The 15,221-nt window shown below is 68.2% G+C and carries 9 protein-coding genes; 8 read left to right on the top strand and 1 reads right to left on the bottom strand.

Features of this window, described 5'->3' with window-relative positions; all coding sequences use genetic code 11:
- The first annotated feature begins 92 nt into the window (after window positions 1-92).
- From AC1DGW_RS04870 to AC1DGW_RS04835, 8 genes are all read left to right on the top strand, one after another.
- Window positions 93-380, top strand: coding sequence for a hypothetical protein (locus AC1DGW_RS04870; RefSeq protein WP_478020035.1), 288 nt, complete (start codon window positions 93-95; stop codon window positions 378-380).
- Between the two features lie 145 nt (window positions 381-525).
- A complete protein-coding gene (locus AC1DGW_RS04865) occupies window positions 526-2,784 on the top strand; it encodes a putative bifunctional diguanylate cyclase/phosphodiesterase (RefSeq protein WP_478020033.1) in 2,259 nt (752 codons plus the stop codon).
- 52 nt (window positions 2,785-2,836) lie between these two features.
- A complete protein-coding gene (locus AC1DGW_RS04860; RefSeq protein ID WP_478020031.1) occupies window positions 2,837-4,279 on the top strand; it encodes a ribosomal protein uL16 3-hydroxylase in 1,443 nt (480 codons plus the stop codon).
- Entirely contained in the window at window positions 4,276-5,181 is a 906-nt protein-coding gene (locus AC1DGW_RS04855) for a GNAT family N-acetyltransferase (RefSeq protein ID WP_478020029.1), read from the top strand. Before AC1DGW_RS04860 ends, AC1DGW_RS04855 begins: the two co-directional genes overlap by 4 nt.
- 177 nt (window positions 5,182-5,358) lie before the next feature.
- The gene (locus AC1DGW_RS04850; protein ID WP_478020027.1) at window positions 5,359-8,190 is read left to right on the top strand and encodes a 2-oxoglutarate dehydrogenase E1 component; all 2,832 of its coding nucleotides are present in this window, start codon (window positions 5,359-5,361) and stop codon (window positions 8,188-8,190) included.
- A gap of 42 nt (window positions 8,191-8,232) precedes the next feature.
- Complete coding sequence (sucB, locus tag AC1DGW_RS04845) at window positions 8,233-9,426, top strand: dihydrolipoyllysine-residue succinyltransferase (RefSeq protein ID WP_478020025.1); 1,194 nt, start codon at window positions 8,233-8,235, stop codon at window positions 9,424-9,426.
- A gap of 130 nt (window positions 9,427-9,556) precedes the next feature.
- A complete protein-coding gene (gene lpdA / locus AC1DGW_RS04840; RefSeq protein WP_478020023.1) occupies window positions 9,557-10,993 on the top strand; it encodes a dihydrolipoyl dehydrogenase in 1,437 nt (478 codons plus the stop codon).
- 114 nt (window positions 10,994-11,107) lie between these two features.
- Window positions 11,108-11,701, top strand: coding sequence for an LOG family protein (locus AC1DGW_RS04835; protein ID WP_478020020.1), 594 nt, complete (start codon window positions 11,108-11,110; stop codon window positions 11,699-11,701).
- Between the two features lie 455 nt (window positions 11,702-12,156).
- Here AC1DGW_RS04835 and AC1DGW_RS04830 read toward each other — a convergent pair whose 3' ends face one another.
- Window positions 12,157-15,060 (bottom strand): putative bifunctional diguanylate cyclase/phosphodiesterase, encoded by a 2,904-nt coding sequence (locus tag AC1DGW_RS04830; protein ID WP_478020018.1) that lies wholly within the window; start codon window positions 15,058-15,060, stop codon window positions 12,157-12,159.
- Window positions 15,061-15,221: the final 161 nt, after the last annotated feature.

Raw genomic sequence — 15,221 nt, 5'->3', positions numbered from 1 at the left:
CACGACAGCGGGCGCCGCAGGCGGACCCGCGAAGACGGGAACGGGCGCCTCGCGCGCGGCGTTCCCGGCGGTACCCACGACAGGAACGCGGCATGGCCCGGATCATCTGCACTGACCCCGGCATGGCCACGCGGCTGCGCGTGCTCCTTGCCGATGCCGACGGCGCGGAAATCATCAGCCAGAGCTGCGACTGCGGCCAGGCGCCGCTGTGCCGCTGGCTCGATCCGGATCCGCTGGGCCCGTCCGGCCAGGTGCAGGCCGCGCTGTACGAAGCGATCGAGACGCTGGAGCGCAGCCGGCATGCGTTCCGATCGCGCGAAATGGGCCAGCTGCGGCAGCGCCTGACCCGCCTGCTGGAAGACCTGGCCGGCGCCGCATAGCCCGTCTGGGTGCCGCGCGACGCGCGGACCCGCTTTGCCGGGCAGGACGCAGGGGCCTGCAAGACAAAGCGCCACGGCAGCCGTTCCGGACGGAGCGGCCGTCGTGGCGCTTTTTTCATGCCCGCCTTCAACGCAAGAGGAAACCATGGGTGCCGTCGACACACTGCAGGAACTGATGCGGCGCATCGGCCTGGAGCAGGCAGAAATCAGCGAACGCTCGCGCCTGCTGGAATGGCGGGAGGACGACGCGCGCAGCCTCAATCACGCCGCCGGCCGCATGGCCGCAGCACAGGCCGGGTTCATCGAAAAGCTCTACCGCCACCTCGATGACTTCTCCGCACCGGCCGCGCTGCTGGGCGACCCGACTACCGTGCACCGGCTGAAACAGCGGCAACTGGAGTACTACCAGCGTCTCTGGCAGGGGCCGTACGACCACGACTATGTCGACAACCGCCTGCGCATCGGCCTGATCCACCATATCAACGGTGTCGAGTTGAAGTGGTACCTGGGCGCATACCGGCTGTACCTGGAACAGATGCTGGTGCCGCTGTGCGGCGAGGGCGAGGATGCGCGGCTGTTCTCCAGCCTGCTCAAGGCGGTCTTCTTCGACATGACCCTGGCCATCGACACCTACAGCGCCGCCCAGCGCAAGGCGCTGGAAGACAGCGAGGCGCGCTTCGCGCGCGCCCTGCGCGGCGCCCATGACGGCATCTGGGACTGGCATCCCGGCCCGGACACGCTGTACGTGTCCGAGCGCTGGGCCGAGATGATCGGGCTGGACCGCGCAGGCCTGGGCCAGACCAGCGACGCCTGGTTTTCCCGCGTCCATCCCGACGACCTGCCCGGCCTGCACCGCGCCATCAATGCGCACCTGCACGCCGAGTCGGACTCGATCCATCACGAATACCGCATCCGCTGCCGCAACGGCGAATGGCGCTGGGTACTGAGCCGCGGCGTTGCCGAGGCCGACCGCGACGGCCAGCTGCGCATCACCGGCTCGCAGAGCGACATCGGCCGGCGCAAGGCGATCGAGCAGCAGCTGCACCACGCCGCCCGCCACGACCCGCTGACCGGGCTGGCCAACCGCCTGCGCCTGGACGAACTGCTCCTGCACACCCAGCGCCGATTGCACGAAACCGGCAGCAGCCAGGCCGCCGTGCTGTTCATCGACCTGGATCGCTTCAAGCTGATCAACGACAGTTTCGGCCACCTGTTCGGTGACGGCGTGCTGGTCGAAGTCGGCCGCAGGCTCGCGCAGTGCCTGCGTGCGGACGACCATCTGTTCCGTTTCGGTGGCGACGAGTTCGTGGTGCTGCTCACCGATCTTGGCCCCGGCACGCAGGCCGAGCAGGTCGCCCAGCGCATCCTCGAACGGCTGCACCAGCCGATGTGCCTGGACGACCGCACCCTGGTGGTCAATGCCAGCATCGGCATCGCCAGCCTGCAGGCCAGCGCGGACCTGCACGACGCGCTGCAGGCCGCCGACCTGGCCCTCCACCTGGCCAAGCAGGCCGGCAAGGCGCAGTTCGCCCACTACAGCGCCGGGCTGCAGGCCAGCGCGCAGCACCAGCTGGAACTGGAGAGCGCGCTGGGCCAGGCGCTGGCGCGCGACGAATTCGTGCTGCATTACCAGCCCATCCACGATCTCGACCCGGCCGCCCCGCGCATGGTCGGGGTCGAGGCGCTGCTGCGCTGGCGCCACGACGGCCGGCTGGTGCCACCGCTGGAATTCATCCCTTCGCTGGAGGAATCCGGCGAGATCGTCCAGGTCGGCGACTGGGTGCTGCGTGAGGCTTGCCGTCAGACCCGCGCCTGGCAGCAGGCCGGGCACCGCCACCTCTACTGCTCGGTCAACCTGTCCAGGCGCCAGCTGCAGCAGGACGATTTCGTCGCCAGGCTGGTCTGCATCCTTGACGCGACCGGTCTGCCGCCAGCCAGCCTGGTACTGGAGATCACCGAGACCCACCTGATGCAGGACAGCAACGCGACCCTGGGTGCGCTGCGCCAGTTGGCCGCGCTGGGGGTGCGCCTGGCGCTGGACGATTTCGGTACCGGCTATTCCTCGCTGGGCTACCTGAAGCGGTTCCCGCTGCACATGCTGAAGATCGACAAGAGCTTCATCGGCGGGCTGCCCCAGGACACCGAACTGGCCGTGATCAGCCGCGCCATCATCGGCCTGGGCCACAGCCTGGGGCTGGCCGTGGTCGCCGAGGGCGTCGAGCACGCGCAGCACCTGGAGTTCCTGCGCAGTGAAGGCTGCCTGCTGGCGCAGGGCTTCGGCTTCAGCCCGCCCTGCCCGGCCGCGGTGCTGGAGCGCCTGCTCGACGGCGCGCCCACGCCGGTGCTGCCCGCCGGCGGCCCTGCGGCGGCGCTAGGCGCTCCACCGGCGCCTGGGCGACAATGACGCCTCCGTCGGCGACCCACGCCGCCCCCGTTTTCCAATGGTATTGCGCGCGATGAAAAAGACCTCCTCCCCCCTGCCCATCGAGACCAGGGCCAGCGCCCGCCATCCGCTCGGGATGCCCGCCGAACGCTTCCTGCGCGACTACTGGCAGAAGCGCCCGCTGCTGATCCGCGGCGCATTCCCTGATTTCCAGACCCCGGTGATGCCCGAAGACCTGGCCGGCCTGGCCTGCGAGGAAGGCGCGCTGGCGCGCCTGGTCACCCACGATCGCGCCACCGATGGCTGGAGTCTGCGCACCGGCCCGTTCCAGGAAGAAGATTTCCCGGGCATGCCCGACCACGACTGGACCCTGCTGGTGCAGGACGTGGACAAGTGGGACCCGGACGTGCGTGCCCTGCTCCAGCACTTCAGCTTCCTGCCGCGCTGGCGCATGGACGACGTGATGATCAGTTTCGCCGCCACTGGCGGCTCGGTCGGCGCCCATGTCGACCAGTACGACGTATTCCTGCTGCAGGCCCACGGCCACCGCCGCTGGCAGATCGACGCCAGCGAGTCGACTAAGGGCAAGCGCCCGCCGCTGGATTTCCGCCCCGACGTCGAACTGAAGCTGCTGCGCAAGTTCAAGCCGACCCACGACTGGGTGCTGGAACCGGGCGACATGCTGTACCTGCCGCCCAACGTGCCGCACCACGGCGTCGCCGAGGATCCGTGCCTGACCTTCTCCTTCGGCATGCGCGCGCCGTCCTCGGCCGAGCTGATCAGCGACTGGCTGGACGACCTGGTGGCCGACGCCGACGAGGCCATCCGCTACCAGGACCCGGACCTGAAGCTGCCGGAAGACCCCAATGAGATCGATGCGGCGGCGATGAAACGGGTGATCGCCGCGCTCAACGCGCTGCGCATGAACGATCCGGACCGCCTCGGCGACTGGTTCGGCCGTTTCATCACCACCTACCGCGCCGCCGGCGACATCCTGCCCTCGCAGGCCCCGCCGGCCCCCGCCGATGTCGAGACCGTGCTGGACGAGGGCGGCCTGCTCGAGCGCCATCCGTGGGCGCGACTGGCCTGGCGCCGTGCCACCCGCGGCGCCGCGCTGTACAGCAGCGGCCACGCCTTCCAGTTGCCGGTCAAGGACGCGCAGGGCCTGGCCGCCGCCGAGCGGATCGACGCGGTCATGTTCGGCAAGCTGTCGGCCAAGGGCCGCAGCGCCGTGCTCGAACTGCTGGCCGGCGGCCACTACCAGTTGCTTGACGCCGAGACCCTGGCGGCGATGCAGGCCGAGCAGGACGCGCTCGAGGTGATGGAAGAAGAGCGCGACGACGATTTCGACGACGAGGCCGATGCCCCGGAACTCGAAATCGAAGTGTTCGAATACGCCCAGGCCGGCGAAGGCGAGCCGGCCAGCGGCACCATCGACACCGTGCAGGTGAACGAGGAAGGCGTCGAGGTCGTGGTGATCTGCGACGACGGCGACGAGGACAGCCCGGCGGCATGACGCCCGCGGCGTTCCATGTCGAGATGGCCGACTACGCCGCGCAGCATGTGCTGCTGCACGGCGTGCGCCATGCCGTGTTCGTCGGCGAGCAGCAGGTGCCGGCCGAGCTGGAGACCGACGACCTGGACCCGCTCAGCCACCATGTCGTGGCGCTGGATGCCGATGGCCATGCCATCGGCACCGGCCGGCTGACGCCACAGCGGCGCATCGGCCGCATGGCGGTCCTGTCCGGCTGGCGCGGTCTTGGCGTCGGTGAAGCCCTGCTGCAGGCGCTGGTGGCCGAAGCCGCCCACCGTGGCTGGGACGAGGTTTCCCTGCATGCCCAGGTCCATGCCCGCGATTTCTATGCGCGCAACGGCTTCCTGCCCGAGGGCGCGGAGTTCGAGGAGGCGGGAATCGCCCACCAGACCATGCGCCGCCGCATGGATGGCGCCATGCGCGTGCAGGATGCGGGCCAGGCCGGGGCGGCGCTGTCCGCGGTGATCCACCGCGCCCGGCGCCGGCTGCTGCTCGGCTGCCGCAGCGGCGACACCGCGCTGCTCGGCCAGCCGGTCGTACTGCAGGCGCTGCGCCGCTTCGCCACCGCGCGCCACGACAAACAGGCATTGGTGCTGCTGCACGACGGCGACCTTGCGGGCCTGCCCGCGCCACTGCTCGCGCTCGTCCAGCGCCTGCCCAGCGCATTCCAGTTGCGCCAGCCGGCGGACCCGGCCGAGCAGGCGCTGGTGCCAGCCTGCGCGGTCAACGACAACGGCGACTGCTACTTTCGTCCAATGGGCGACCGGTTCGAGGGCGAACTCTGCCTGGACATGCCGGCGCGCGCCCGCCAGCAGGACGCGCTGTTCCAGCGCGCATGGGACGGCGCACGCGACTGCGACGGGCCCAGGACACTCGGCATCTGAGCGCTGTCGGGCCGGGACAAGGCATGGCCCGACATTAACCCGGTGGACAGAGTGTGTGCCCCTTCCTGTCCCCGCGAGGGTATAATTCAACGGTTTCATCACGCCCGCGCGGCGTCCTGCTGCAAGGTCCCGCCGGTTCCAGAAGCCATACCCCACAAGCGAATCCGACTCTCCATCGTGGACAATCTCCTGAAGCAGTTTGCGCAGTCATCGCAACTCGCCGGCGGCAACGCCTCCTATATCGAGGATCTGTACGAGCAGTACCTCGTCTCCCCGGACAGTGTGGACCCCAAATGGAAGTCCTACTTCGATGGCTTCAAGGGCCGCGAAGCAGGTGATGTCCCGCATTCTGCCGTCATCGCCCACATCGCCGAAGCCGGCCGCAACGCGTCCAGCACCGTGGCCAATGCCGGTGGCGGCGACGAGCGCGAGCGCAACGTCGGGCGCCTGATCACCGCCTACCGCTCGCGCGGCCACCTCGGCGCCAATCTCGATCCGCTGGGCCTGACCCCGCCGGTCAACCCGCCGGACCTCAGCCTGCCGTTCCACAACCTCAGCGATGCCGACCTCAACGACGAGTTCAGCACCGGTGGCGTGGGCGGCCAGCCGCGCATGAAGCTGCGCGACCTGCTGGCGCGCCTGAAGGCGACCTACACCGGCTCCATCGGCGCCGAGTTCATGTACATCGCCGAAGTCGACCAGCGCCAGTGGCTGTACAAGCGCCTGGAGCAGGCCGGCGGCAACTACGACCTCGATGCCGGCACCAAGCGCCGCACGCTCGAGCGCCTGACCGCCGCCGAGGGCCTGGAACGCTACCTGCACACCAAGTACGTCGGCCAGAAGCGTTTCTCGCTGGAAGGCGGCGATTCGCTGATCCCGATGATGGACACCATCATCCGCGACGCCGGCAAGGAAGGCGTCAAGGACGTGGTGATCGGCATGGCCCACCGCGGCCGCCTCAACGTGCTGGTCAACACCCTGGGCAAGAACCCGCGCAAGCTGTTCGACGAGTTCGAAGGCAAGTTCGAGCACGACGACCGCGCCGTGGCCGGTGACGTGAAGTACCACATGGGCTTCTCGGCCGACGTCGCCAGCGATGGCGGCCCGGTCCACCTGGCCCTGGCGTTCAACCCGTCGCACCTGGAAATCGCCGACCCGGTGGTCGCCGGCTCGGTGCGCTCGCGCCAGGAACGCCGCAACGACACCGCGCGCAAGCAGGTGATGCCGATCCTGATCCACGGCGACGCCGCATTCGCCGGCCAGGGCGTGGTGATGGAGCTGTTCCAGATGTCGCAGGCCCGCGGTTTCACCGTCGGCGGCACCGTGCACATCGTCATCAACAACCAGGTGGGCTTCACCACCTCCAACCGCGACGACTCGCGCTCGACCCTGTACTGCACCGACATCGCCAAGATGGTCGCTGCCCCGGTCCTGCACGTGAACGGCGACGACCCGGAAGCGGTGGTGTTTGCCGCCAGGCTGGCCTATGACTTCCGCCAGCAGTTCCATAAGGACGTCGTGATCGACCTGGTCTGCTACCGCCGCTGGGGCCACAACGAGGCCGATGAACCGGCGATCACCCAGCCGTTGATGTACCAGGTGATCCGCAAGCACAAGACCACCCGCGAACTCTACGCCGAGCAGCTGGAAGCCGCTGGCGTGATCGCCGCCGGCGCCGGCAAGGAAATGGTCGACGCCTACCGCGACAAGCTGGATTCGGGCGAAGTCACCACCGAGCTGGCCGTGGTCGAGAAGACCCCGACCACCAGCAAGATGTACGTGGATTGGCCGCGCTACCTGTCCGGCAAGCTGTCCGACCCGGTCAGCACCAAGGTCGAGATGGGCAAGCTGACCCGGCTGGCCACGATGATCAACACCATCCCGGACGGCGTGGAGCTGCACTCGCGCGTGGCCAAGGTGTACGACGACCGTCGCAAGATGGCCGCCGGCGAGATCGCGGGCGACTGGGGCTTTGCCGAGAACCTGGCCTACGCCACCCTGCTGGACGAAGGCAACAGCCTGCGCCTGGTCGGCCAGGACGTCGGCCGTGGCACCTTCACCCACCGCCACGCGATCCTGCACGACCAGAAGACCGACAACTACTACCTGCCGTTGCGCCAGCTGGTCGAGTCGCCGGAGCAGGCCACCATCATCGACTCGCTGCTCAGCGAAGAAGCGGTGATGGCGTTCGAGTACGGCTTCTCCACCACCGATCCCAACACCCTGTGCATCTGGGAAGGGCAGTTCGGCGACTTCGCCAATGGTGCGCAGGTCGTGATCGACCAGTTCATCGCTTCCGGCGAAGCCAAGTGGGGCCGCATCTCCGGCCTGACCCTGCTGCTGCCGCACGGCTACGAAGGCCAGGGCCCGGAACACAGCTCGGCGCGCCTGGAGCGCTTCCTGCAGCTGTGCGCGCTGGAGAACATGCTGGTCTGCGTGCCGTCCACCCCGGCGCAGGCGTTCCACATGCTGCGTCGCCAGATGCGCATGGACACCCGCAAGCCGCTGATCGTCATGTCGCCCAAGTCGCTGCTGCGCCACAAGCTGGCCGTGTCGACCCTGGACGAACTGGCCAACGGCGAGTTCCAGCACCTGATCGGCGACGCCAATGCCGATGCCAAGAAGGTCAAGCGCGTGGTGCTGTGCTCGGGCAAGGTCTACTACGACCTGCTGGAAGACCAGACCAAGCGTGGCCAGGACGACGTGGCGATCATCCGCGTGGAACAGCTGTATCCGTTCCCGCGCGCGCAGCTGGCTGCCGAACTGAAGAAGTACGGCAAGGCCGCCGATGTGGTGTGGTGCCAGGAAGAGCCGATGAACCAGGGCGCGTGGTACCAGATCCGCCACCACCTGCAGGCCTGCCTGGCCGATGGCCAGAACCTGCACTACGCTGGCCGCCCGCGTTCGCCGTCGCCGGCCGTCGGCCACATGGCCGACCACCTGCGCGAACTGCAGCAGCTGCTCGCCGATGCGCTGGTCAATCCCTTCAACGACCAGTTCGCTGAATAACTCTCCCCCTTTCACGAAGAATACGAACCAGGAAGCCCCTGCATGGCCACCGAAGTCAAAGCCCCGGTACTGCCCGAATCCGTCGCTGACGGCACCATCGCCACCTGGCACAAGAAGGTCGGCGACGCGGTCAAGCGCGACGAAAACCTGCTTGACCTGGAAACCGACAAGGTCGTGCTTGAAGTCCCGTCGCCGGTCGATGGCGTGATCAAGGAAATCAAGTTCCCCGAAGGCGCCACCGTGACCAGCAGCCAAGTCGTGGCGATCATCGAGGAAGGCGCCGTCGCCGCGGCGCCGGCCCCGGCTGCCGGCGAGGCACCGAAGGCTGCCGCTCCGGCTCCGGCCGCCGCTGCCGCCGCTCCGGCCCCGGCCGCCAGGTCGGCCGCCGACAGCCTGCCGCCGGGCGCCCGCTTCTCGGCCATCACCGAGGGCGTGAATCCGGCCGATGTCGCCGGCACCGGCCGCCATGGCGCGGTGACCAAGGAAGACATCGTCAACTTCGCCCGCAACGGCGGCGTCGGCAAGGCCGGCGGCGCGCGTCCGGAAGAACGCGTGCCGATGACCCGCATGCGCAAGCGCATCGCCGAGCGCCTGATGCAGTCCAAGGAATCCATCGCCATGCTGACTTCGTTCAACGAAGTCAACCTGGCCAAGGTCTCGGCCGCGCGCAAGGAACTGCAGGACGAGTTCCAGAAGGCGCACGGCATCAAGCTGGGCTTCATGAGCTTCTTCGTGAAGGCCGCGGCCAACGCGCTGCAGCGCTTCCCGCTGGTCAACGCCTCGGTCGACGGCGACGACATCATCTATCACGGCTACTCGGACATCTCCATCGCCGTGTCCACCGACAAGGGCCTGGTGACCCCGGTGCTGCGCAACGTCGAGCGCATGTCCTTCGCCGACATCGAGCAGGGCATCGCCGACTACGCCAAGAAGGCGCGCGACGGCAAGCTGTCCCTGGACGACCTGCAGGGCGGCACCTTCACCGTGACCAACGGCGGCACCTTCGGCTCGCTGATGTCGACCCCGATCGTCAACCCGCCGCAGAGCGCCATCCTCGGCATGCACACGATCAAGGAGCGCCCGATCGCCGAGAACGGCCAGGTCGTGATCGCGCCGATGATGTACATCGCCCTGTCCTACGACCACCGCATCATCGACGGCAAGGACGCGGTGCAGTTCCTGGTGGACATCAAGAACCAGCTGGAAAACCCGGGCCGCATGCTGTTCGGCCTGTAAGACCCCGCCGGACCCCTCCTTCACCGGAGGGGTTCGTCGCTCCGGGGCCGGTCCAGCGCCCGCCCCTTCCCCGGCGCCCCGCGCCACCGGCTTCGCCCCGAAGCCGACGGAAAGCATCAAGGAACCTCAAATGGCTGAACAATTCGACGTCGTCGTCATCGGTGCCGGCCCGGCCGGTTACCACGCCGCCATCCGCGCTGCCCAGCTGGGCCTGAAGACCGCCTGCATCGACGCGGCGCTGGGCAAGGACGGCAAGCCGGCGCTGGGCGGTACCTGCCTGCGCGTGGGCTGCATCCCGTCCAAGGCGCTGCTGGACTCCTCGCACCAGTACCACAACATGCAGCACCAGTTCGCGCAGCACGGCATCAGCTTCAAGGACGCCGGCATCGACGTGGGCACCATGGTCGGCCGCAAGGACGCCATCGTGAAGCAGTTCACCGGCGGCATCGCCCAGCTGTTCAAGGCCAACAAGGTCGCCGCCTACTACGGCTTCGGCCAGCTGCAGGCCGGCAACATCGTCAAGGTCAAGCAGCATGACGGCACCGAGGTCGAGCTGAAGGGGACCAACGTCATCATCGCCGCCGGTTCGGACTCGATCGAACTGCCGTTCGCCAGGTTCGACGGCGAAGCCATCGTCGACAACGTCGGCGCGCTGGACTTCACCGATGTGCCGCAGCGCCTGGCGGTGATCGGCGCCGGCGTGATCGGCCTGGAACTGGGCAGCGTGTGGAAGCGCCTGGGCGCCGAGGTCACCATCCTCGAAGCGATGCCGGAATTCCTGGCCGCCGCCGATGCCGAAGTCTCCAAGCTCGCCGCGCGCGAATTCAAGAAGCAGGGCCTGGACATCAAGCTCGGCGCCAAGGTCGGCAAGACCGAGGTGACCGGCAAGGGCAAGAAGAAGGAAGTGGTCATCACCTACACCGACGGTGAAGGCGAGAAGACCCTGACCGTGGACAAGCTGCTGGTGGCCGTGGGCCGCCGCGCCGCGACCAAGGGCCTGCTGGCCGACGGCACCGGCGTGCAGGTCAACGAGCGCGGCCAGATCGTGGTCGACGACCACTGCCACACCGGCGTCGATGGCGTGTGGGCGGTGGGCGACTGCGTGCGTGGCCCGATGCTGGCGCACAAGGGCTTCGAGGAAGGCATCGCGGTGGCCGAACTGATCGCCGGCCTGCCCGGCCACGTCAATTTCGACACCATCCCCTATGTCATCTATACCAGCCCGGAAATCGCCTGGGTCGGCAAGACCGAGCAGCAGCTCAAGGCCGAAGGCGTGGCTTACAAGGCCGGCAACTTCCCGTTTGCCGCCGTCGGCCGTGCCGTGGCGATGGCCGAGCCGACCGGCTTCGTCAAGGTGATCGCCGATGCCGAAACCGACCGCGTGCTCGGCCTGCACCTGATCGGCCCGAACGTCAGCGAACTGGTGCACGAAGGCGTGCTGACCATGGAATTCAGCGGCAGCGCCGACGACCTGGCCCGCATCTGCCATGCCCACCCGAGCCTGTCCGAAGCGATCCACGACGCGGCGATGGCGGTCAGCAAGCGCGCCATCCACAAGGCCAACTGAGCGACACCGGCCTGACCAAGAAGGCTCCGCCCCGGCGGAGCCTTCTTGCTTTTGCACTCCCCGATCCCGTCCCCGTTCATCGGCGCGATCCGCATACCCTCACCAGGAACATCCATGAAGTCCATCTGCGTCTACTGCGGCTCCAATCCCGGCGCCAAACCCGTCTATGTCGAGCGCGCCACCGAACTGGGCCGGCGCATCGCCGCCGAGGGCCTGCGCCTGGTCTATGGCGGTGGCCGCACCGGATTGATGGGCGCAGTGGCCGATGGCGTGCTGGCCGCCGGCGGCGAGGTCACCGGCGTGATTCCGCAGCACCTGGTGGACCTGGAAGTCGCGCACCAGGGCGTGACCACGCTGGAAGTCGTCGGCTCCATGCACGAACGCAAGTCGCGCATGTTCGACCTGTCCGACGCCTTCGTCGCCCTGCCCGGCGGCTTCGGCACCGCCGAGGAGATCTTCGAGATGCTGACCTGGCGCCAGCTCGGCATCGGCAAGAAGCCCTGCGCCTTCCTCGACATCGACGGCTTCTATTCGCAGCTGATCGGCATGATCGACCACATGGTGGAAGAACGCTTCCTGCACCCGGAGCAGCGTCAGGACCTGTGGTACGGCGATGATGCGGAGCAGATGCTGGCATGGATGCGCGCGTATTCGCCGGCGCAGGCGGACAAGTGGTTCGACGAAAAGCTTCGCGCCGCGTTGCGGTAAGTCGCTGGCGCATGGCGGCGCGGCGGGCTCCACGGCGCCCTGCTGCCAGCGTGGCGCGGTTCGACTAGAAGCTGTTCGCCGCGTTGCGGCAAGCCACTGACGCGTGGCGACGCGGCCAGCTCCACGGCGCCCAGCTACCAGCGTGGCTCGGTTCGACTAGAAGCTGTTCGCCGCGTTGCGGTAAGCCACTGACGCGTGGCGACGCGGCCGGCTCCACGGCGCCCGGCTACCAGCGTGGCGCGGCGCGGTTCGACGAGAAGCTGCGCGCAGCACTGCGGCAAGCGTGTGCGGGGCAAGCCCCGCACCTGCAACGTCATCCCGTGCGATGGCGGATGGCCACAGATTTCACGACGATCTGCCGCAGGTGCGGCACAACCGGGCGACACACATCCGTAGATGCGGGGCTTGCCCCGCATGTGGTCTCACCGGCAGACCCGGCGCCTGCGGAAGCCTGCTCACCCCATTTTCTGCAGTGTCGCCTCGCGCGGCAGCGGATAGCCGAGCAGATAGCCCTGGCCGAAGTTGCAGCCCATCTCGAACAGGGCGCGCAGCTGGCGTTCGTCTTCCACGCCCTCGCCGATGGTCTCGATGCCCAGCGTGCGCGCCAGCGACACCACTCCCTCGACCAGCGCTTCCGTGCTCTTGCCGTTGTCGGCATGCAGGCCCGCCACGAAGCTGCGGTCGATCTTCAGGGCGCTGATCGGGAAACGGTGCAGATAGGAAAGCGCCGAATAACCCGTGCCGAAATCGTCCAGCTGCACCACGATGCCGCGCTCGCGCAGCTGGTGCAGGGTGCGCAGCGTGCGCGGGGCGTCCTCCAGCAGCGCCATTTCGGTGATTTCCACCCGCAGCCGGCCCGGATCGGCGCCGGCCGCATCCAGCAGGCCGAGCAGGCGCGCGACGAATTCCGATGAGCGGAAGTGGCGCGGCGACACGTTCACCGAGATATAGCCCGAAGCCGTACCCGCCAGGTCGCGGACCACCTGCTCGTAGATCAGCCAATCCACCTGCTCGATCAGGCCGCTCTCCTCGCCCAGCGAAATGAACTCACCCGGCAGCAGCAGCCCCCGGCCCTCGTGCTGCCAGCGCAGCAACGCCTCGTGGCCGACCACGCCGCCGTCAGCCAGCGACACGATCGGCTGGTAGAACGGCAGGAAGTCGTTGCTGATGATGGCCCGGCGCAGGTCCGCCTCCAGTTCCAGGCTCCGCAGCGACTGCTCGCGCATCGCCTCGTCGAACACCATGCAGCGGTCCTGGCCCATGCCCTTGGCGCGGTACATGGCGGCATCGGCGTCGCGCAGCAGCTCGGCGCCGGAGGTGTAGCGCGGGCTCCACAGCGCGATGCCGATGCTGCCCGACGGGAACAGCTCGCGCCCGTCCACCCACATCGAGTGTTCCAGCGAGCGCAGCAGGCGCCTGCCGACCTCCATTGCCGCCTCGGCGCCATCGCAGCGCACCAGCAGCGCGAATTCGTCGCCGCCCAGGCGCGCCACCACGTCATCGCCGCGCAGCATGCCGACCAGGCGCTGCGCCACTTCCACCAGCATGCGGTCGCCGGCGGCGTGGCCGATGCTGTCGTTGACCCATTTGAAGCGGTCCAGGTCGAGGAACAGCAGCGCGAACATCGGGCCCACGCCCAGCTGCGCGTGCTCGATGGCCTCTTCCAGCTTTTCCAGCAACTGCAGGCGGTTGGGCAGGCCGGTCAGCACGTCGTGCATCGCCAGGTGGGTCAGGCGCTGCTCCACGCGCATGCGCTCGCCGATCTGCGCCAGCAGCTTCTGGTTGACCTCGCCCAGTTCGCGGGTGCGTTCGGCCACGCGCCGCTCCAGCTCGGCATGCGCCTGCAGCAGCCGGTTGCGGTCGCGCTGGCGTGCCAGGCTGTTGCCGATGTTGCGCGCCACGAACGCGAGCAGCCGCTGGTCGTGCGTGGTGAACGTGACCTGCGGGTTGTAGCTCTGCACCGCGATCACCCCCACCACCTCGTCATCGCTGAACAGGGGAACACCCAGCCAGCACTGCGATTTGGCGCCGAACTCGCGCACCTCGCCACGCGCGATCAGCAGGTCGATCTCCGCGCGCGTGGCCAGCAGCGGCTGGCCGCTGCGGATGGTGTACTCGGTCAGGCCGCCGCTGAAGGAACGCGAGGCGCGCACCCGGTTGAACTCGTCCACCGAATAGACGAAATCCAGCCCGTCGCCCTGTTCGTTGACCAGCGCGATGTAGAAGTTGCTGGCGTCCAGCAGCCCGCCGATCACCCGGTGCACCTCGGCATGGAACTCGGCCTGGCTGCCGCAGCTCATCGCCAGTTCGGAGACATTGAACAGTGCCGCCTGCAGGGCCTCGGCGCGGCGCCGCTCCTGTATCTCGTCCTGCAGGCTGGCATTGGCCCGCTCCAGCTCCAGCGTGCGCCGCTGCACGTGTTGTTCCAGCTGCACGTGCGCCTGGCGCCGGTCCATCGCGGTCAGGATGTGCTTGGCCAGGAAGTTGAGGACCGCGCGGTCCTCGTCCCCATACTGCACGCCGGCCTCGTAGCTCTGCACCACGATCGCGCCGCACACGGTGCTGTCGCGCCACATCGGCACGCCCAGCCAGTCGGCGCTGTCCGGCCCGCTGTGCACCGAATGCTGCTGGTCCAGCACCTGCAGCAGTTCACGCGACGGGCCGTGCATCGTCTTGCCCCTGCGCAGCACCGCGAAGGTCAGGCTGTCCTGCATTTCCTCGAAGTGGAAACGCCGCTCCGGAGGCGGAGCGAAGTTGTCCAGGGTGTCGGCGAAATACAGGAAACGCAGGCTGCCCTGGTGCTCATCGCATTCGACGATGTAGCAGTTGTCCGCATACATCAGCGTGCACAGGATGCGGTGGAACTGGGCCAGCATCTGCGGCATTTCCAGATCGCTGCCGGCCAGGTCGGCGATCTCGAACAGGGCGCGTTGCAGGCGCTTGGCGCGCTCGAGCTGTTCGATCTGCACGCCCTGCCGCAGCGACACCAGCACCGCGGCGACCAGCGCATGCGCCGTGCCCAGCCAGGCCTGCCGCTGCGCCCCGGAGAATGCGGTATCGGCCTCGGCCAGCACCACGATGCGCGCACCATCATCGCCGTCGGTCCAGCTCTCCATCAACGGTTGCCGCAGGCCATCCGGCAGCGGCGCGCCGGCCAGCAGCCCGCGCACCACCTCGCGCAGCGCCTCGGCCCCGGGGCTGACGCAATCGCCCTGGCCGAGTACGGCGTCATCCCAGGCCAGCGCCACGGTGCTGTCGCCCGGGAGCAGGCCATGCAGCGTCGCCACCACCCGGTTGGCGGGCGAATCGGTGTCCACGCGTCCGTTGCCGGCATGCACGTCGGATTGGCTGTGCGACATGATCTCCATGTTTCTTCCGGGTTCCGGTGATCCGGAACTCCCCCCTGTCGCGCAGCATAACGCCGCAACCCCGGCTCCGATGCGCACGCCTCGACATTTCCTGAATGTTGCCCGGTGCGCACCCGGACATGACTAGGCAGTGGCACGGGCAACGCTTAGGC

Source organism: Stenotrophomonas sp. 05N423, assembly GCF_056397145.1.
The sequence above is the reverse complement of the archived record's forward strand: the minus strand, read 5'-3'. Positions and strand labels throughout refer to the sequence as shown.